Genomic DNA, 4,461 nt, shown 5'->3' with positions numbered 1-4,461 from the left:
CCGGTCGGAGCGCCGTACCCGGCTGGCGTCGGAGGGCCGTACCCGGGCGCCGGCGGCGGCTCGGCGACGCCCGGCGGAAGCGGGGGCGGCCCGTAGCCGGTGCTCGCCGGAGGAGCGGGGGGATGCCACTGCTGATCCGACACGTGCGTCGTGCTCCTTCCCGGGGGATCCCACAATGCTGCCACAGGCCGCCCACGGCCGACGCGTTCCCTCGAACGGCTACGCTGGTGCCACTGGACCGCCGACCGGCCTGCGCGCCGGAGCCCACGGAGAACGAACGCATGACGCCTCGCGTACTCGTCGTCGACGACGACACGGCCCTCGCCGAGATGATCGGCATCGTGCTGCGCACGGAGGGGTTCGACCCGGTGTTCTGCGCCGATGGGGGAGGCGCGCTCGCGGCGTTCCGCGATGCCAGGCCCGACCTCGTGCTCCTCGACCTCATGCTCCCGGGAATGGACGGCATCGAGGTGTGCGGGCGCATCCGAGCCGAGAGCGGCACGCCGATCATCATGCTCACCGCCAAGAGCGACACCGCCGACGTCGTCAAGGGGCTGGAGTCGGGTGCCGACGACTACATGGTCAAGCCCTTCAACCCGAAGGAGCTGGTGGCTCGCATCCGCACGAGGCTCCGCCCGACGCCCGAGACGGTCGTCGACACGATCTCGGTCGGCGACCTCGAGATCGACGCGGCGGGCCACGAGGTCCGACGCGGTGACGAGCGGATCAACCTCACTCCGCTCGAGTTCGACCTCCTGCTCACGCTCGCCTCGAAGCCGCAGCAGGTGTTCACGCGCGAGATGCTGCTCGAGCAGGTGTGGGGATACCACTACAAGGCCGACACGCGACTCGTGAACGTCCACGTGCAGCGCCTGCGCGCCAAGGTCGAGCACGATCCCGACAACCCGCGGATCGTCATGACCGTCCGCGGCGTGGGCTACCGCGCCGGCGCCACCACCTGAGGCGGGTCGCGCCATGTCGACCGCGGCAGGCCCGGCGCAGCGCGCCGCCGGATGGCTCCGCGAACGCATTCGGCGCTTCTCCACGCTGTGGCGTCGGTCGCTGCAGTTCCGGACCGTGCTCATCACGCTCGGGCTGTCGAGCCTCGCGATCCTCGTCATCGGCTTCACCATCTCGTTCACCGTCGCGTCGAACCTCTTCCAGGCGCAGGTCGAGGATGCGCTCGGTGCGTCGGCGACGGCCGCCACCGCCGCCCAGGGCATCCTCGATTCATCGGACGCCGCCGACCGGGCGAGCGTGCAGGCCGTCACCAACACCGCGATCGAGACGGTGATCGGGGTCTCCGGAAGCGCGGACATCGCGCTGTTCCGTGCGCCCGGCACGACCCCGGTCGTGCTCGCGCCCCCGGACTTCCTGAGCCCGGACCTCGGCGGGAAGATCTCGCCCGAACTCCGTGAGCGCGTGCAGGAGAACCCGGAGACCCAGTACTGGCAGTCGGTCGAGCTCGCCGGCGAGGACGAGCCCGTTCCGGGAATCGTGGTGGGCACCGACCTGATCATCCCGGGGGGCGCCGGACGCTACGAGCTGTACATCGGGTACGACCTCGCGGACGCCGCCCAGACCCTCGCGTTCATGCAGCTCACCGGCGCGATCGGCGCCGTCGCGCTGATCGCGCTCCTCAGCGCGATCACGCTCATCGTGGTCCGCTGGGTGATCGAGCCCGTCCAGGCGGTCTCGGCGACCAGCCGGCGACTCGCCGCGGGGGACCTCGGCGTGCGGCTGCCCGCCAAGGGGGAGGACGAGCTGGCCGCGCTCGCGGAATCGTTCAACGGCATGGCGGACACCCTCCAGGCACGCATCCGGGAGCTCGCCGAGCTGTCGGTCATGCAGCAGCGCTTCGTGAGCGACGTCTCGCACGAGCTGCGCACGCCGCTCACGACCATCCGGCTCGCGGGCGAGGTGCTCTACGCCCAGCGCGAGGACTTCCCGCCCGCGACCGCCAGGACCGCGGAGCTCCTCAAGACCCAGACGGAGCGCTTCGAGACGCTGCTCGCCGACCTGCTCGAGATCAGCCGGTACGACGCGGGTTCGGTCGAGCTCGAGACCGAGCCGACCAACCTGGTGAACCTCGCCGCCGAATCCGTGGAGTCGATGCAGTCGCTCGCCCACGAGCGCGGCAGCGACCTCCGCCTCGAGGCGCCCGGAGGGCACCTCGACGCGGAGGTCGATCCCCGCCGCATCCGTCGCATCGTGCGCAACCTGATCGGCAACGCGATCGAGCACGGGGAGGGCCGCCCGATCGTCGTGGCGGTCGACTCGAACGCGACCGCGGTGGCGCTCTCCGTCCGCGACTACGGACTCGGCATGTCCGAGGAGGCGGCCCTGCGGGTCTTCGATCGCTTCTGGCGGGCGGACCCGAGTCGACGTCGGACCATCGGGGGGACCGGCCTCGGGCTGGCGATCTCGCTCGAGGACGCGGTCGCCCACGGCGGCACGCTCGACGTCTGGTCGCGGGAGGGCCGGGGGACGGTCTTCCGCCTCGTCCTGCCGCGCGTGCACGACGACTCCCGGACGGTCGTCCCGCCGCTTCCGCTCGAGCCGGCGGATCCCGACGCGGTCGGCCCGGCCGGCGACGCACCGCGCGTCGACGACGGCGCCGCGATCCAGGAGGTCAGCGATGCCTAGCCGCCCATCCCGTGCGCGTCGCGTGCTGGCGGCGATCGCCGCCGCGGCGCTCGTCGCGGCGCTCGCCGGGTGCGTGTCGATCCCCACGAGCGGCGTCGTCAACCAGGGCAACCCCGAAGCGACGGAGCAGCCCGTCGACGTCGACGTCCTTCCCCGCGGGCCTCGTGAGGACGCCACCCAGCAGCAGATCCTCGAGGGCTTCATCGACGCCGCCGCGAGTCCCAGCGGCAACTACGAGATCGCCCGCCAGTTCCTCACGCCCACGTTCGCGGACGAGTGGGAGTCGGGCGCCGCGGTGTCGATCGACGTGCTCGCCGATCGCTCGTACACCCAGCTCGGCGACGACCTCATCCGGATGCGGGTCGTCCCGCAGGCGAGCCTCGCCGAGAACGGCCAGTACATCGCCGCCGGCTCGACCGAGCCCGTGCAACTCGAGTACCGCTTCGAGCAGGTCGACGAGCAGTGGCGGATCTCGCTCGCCCCGCCGGGCGTGCTCATCGACGAGACCAGCTTCGGCCTCGTCTACCGCGACTACAGCCTCGCGTTCTTCGATCCGCAGTTCAGGTACATCGTCCCCGACGTGCGCTGGTTCGCCGGCCGCGACTCCCTCCAGACGAGCATCGTCCGGGCGCTGCTCGCCGGACCCGTCGAATGGCTCGCTCCGGGCGTGGCATCCGCGTTCCCGGAGGACGTCGAACTCGGGCAGTCGACGGTTCCCGTCACCGGCGGGACCGCGGAGGTCGACCTGGCCGGGGCGGCGTTCGACAACCTGCGGACCATCCAGCTCATGCGCTACCAGCTCGAGCAGAGCCTCGCGCCCGTCCGGAACGTCGACGACGTCTCGCTCACCCTGAACGGGGTTCCGCTCAGCGCCCCCGAGACGTCGGACCTGCCGGAGCGGACGCTGCGGGTGGATGCGCGCCCGGCCGTCTACGACGGCGAGAGCTTCGGGTACCTGTCGTCGGCGGGCGACCAGGTGACCCCGATCGACGGCGTGTCCGACCAGGTCGTGGCGCTCGGCCCGTCGGGCGCCGCGCTCGGGTCGGGAGCGGCGGCCGCTGCGGTGCTCGCGGACGACGGCGTGCACCTCGTGCGATCGGGCGCCGACGCCGTGCTCCTGGATCCCCGCGACGGGCTCATCACGCCCGCACTGGACGTCGACGGGACCGTGTGGTCCGTGCCCCGCGACGCTCCCGACGAGCTCGCCTGGTTCGCGGAGGACGGATCGAGCGGCCAGATCGGCGTGCCGTGGAACGCCGACCGGATCGTGTCGCTCCAGCTCTCACGCGACGGCACGCGCATGGTGGCACTGCTCGTCGACGGCTCCCGCACCCGCCTCGTCGCGGCGTCGGTGGTGCGCGGCGAGGACGGCGTCCCGGTCGAGCTGGGACCGGTCACGCTCGAACTCGGGGCATCGGGCGGCACGCCGCTCGACGTCGCGTGGCTGGACTCCCGCACCGTCGGAACCCTGACGCAGACGTCCGAGTCGGACACCCGACTGACGGTGCAGGAGCTGGGCACGCCGGTCGAGTCCCGCGACGGGCCGCCGTCGGGCATCCAGGTCGACGGAGCGAACAGCCTGCGCGACCTGAGGATCCTCACGTCCGACGGCGACCTCGCCACCGGCGCGGGCGTCTTCTGGCAGGTGCAGGCGCGCGACCTCCGGTTCCTCGCCACGCAGCAGACCGGCTGAGCGTCCGCGCTCCCCTCCTCCACACCGGCGGGGAGCGGCGGTGCGGGGGAGGTGCCGCCCGCTGCGCGCACGCGGGCGCCGGCGCACGCCATCCTGCCGCCATGACCGTCTCGCCCTGCGGC

Annotated in this window: 3 protein-coding genes; all 3 read left to right on the top strand. The window is 72.4% G+C overall.

What is annotated here, in order from left to right:
- Positions 1 to 281: 281 nt before the first annotated feature.
- Genes mtrA through ESO86_RS12010 form a run of 3 tightly spaced genes read left to right on the top strand, consistent with a single transcriptional unit; the run spans position 282 to position 4,339 of the window.
- Positions 282 to 962 carry an MtrAB system response regulator MtrA gene (gene mtrA / locus ESO86_RS12020; protein WP_129235245.1) on the top strand — a complete coding sequence of 227 codons (681 nt, stop codon included), beginning with the start codon at positions 282 to 284 and terminating at the stop codon, positions 960 to 962.
- A gap of 13 nt (positions 963 to 975) precedes the next feature.
- On the top strand, positions 976 to 2,646 hold the full coding sequence (mtrB, locus tag ESO86_RS12015) for an MtrAB system histidine kinase MtrB (RefSeq protein WP_129235244.1): 1,671 nt from the start codon (positions 976 to 978) through the stop codon (positions 2,644 to 2,646).
- Complete coding sequence (locus ESO86_RS12010) at positions 2,639 to 4,339, top strand: LpqB family beta-propeller domain-containing protein (protein WP_129235243.1); 1,701 nt, start codon at positions 2,639 to 2,641, stop codon at positions 4,337 to 4,339. Before mtrB ends, ESO86_RS12010 begins: the two co-directional genes overlap by 8 nt.
- Positions 4,340 to 4,461 lie beyond the last annotated feature (122 nt).

Origin of the sequence: Agromyces binzhouensis, from assembly GCF_004135055.1 — a bacterium.
GTDB lineage: Bacteria > Actinomycetota > Actinomycetes > Actinomycetales > Microbacteriaceae > Agromyces > Agromyces binzhouensis.
Note: the sequence above shows the minus strand (reverse complement) of the source record. Positions and strands in the feature narration are given on the sequence as shown.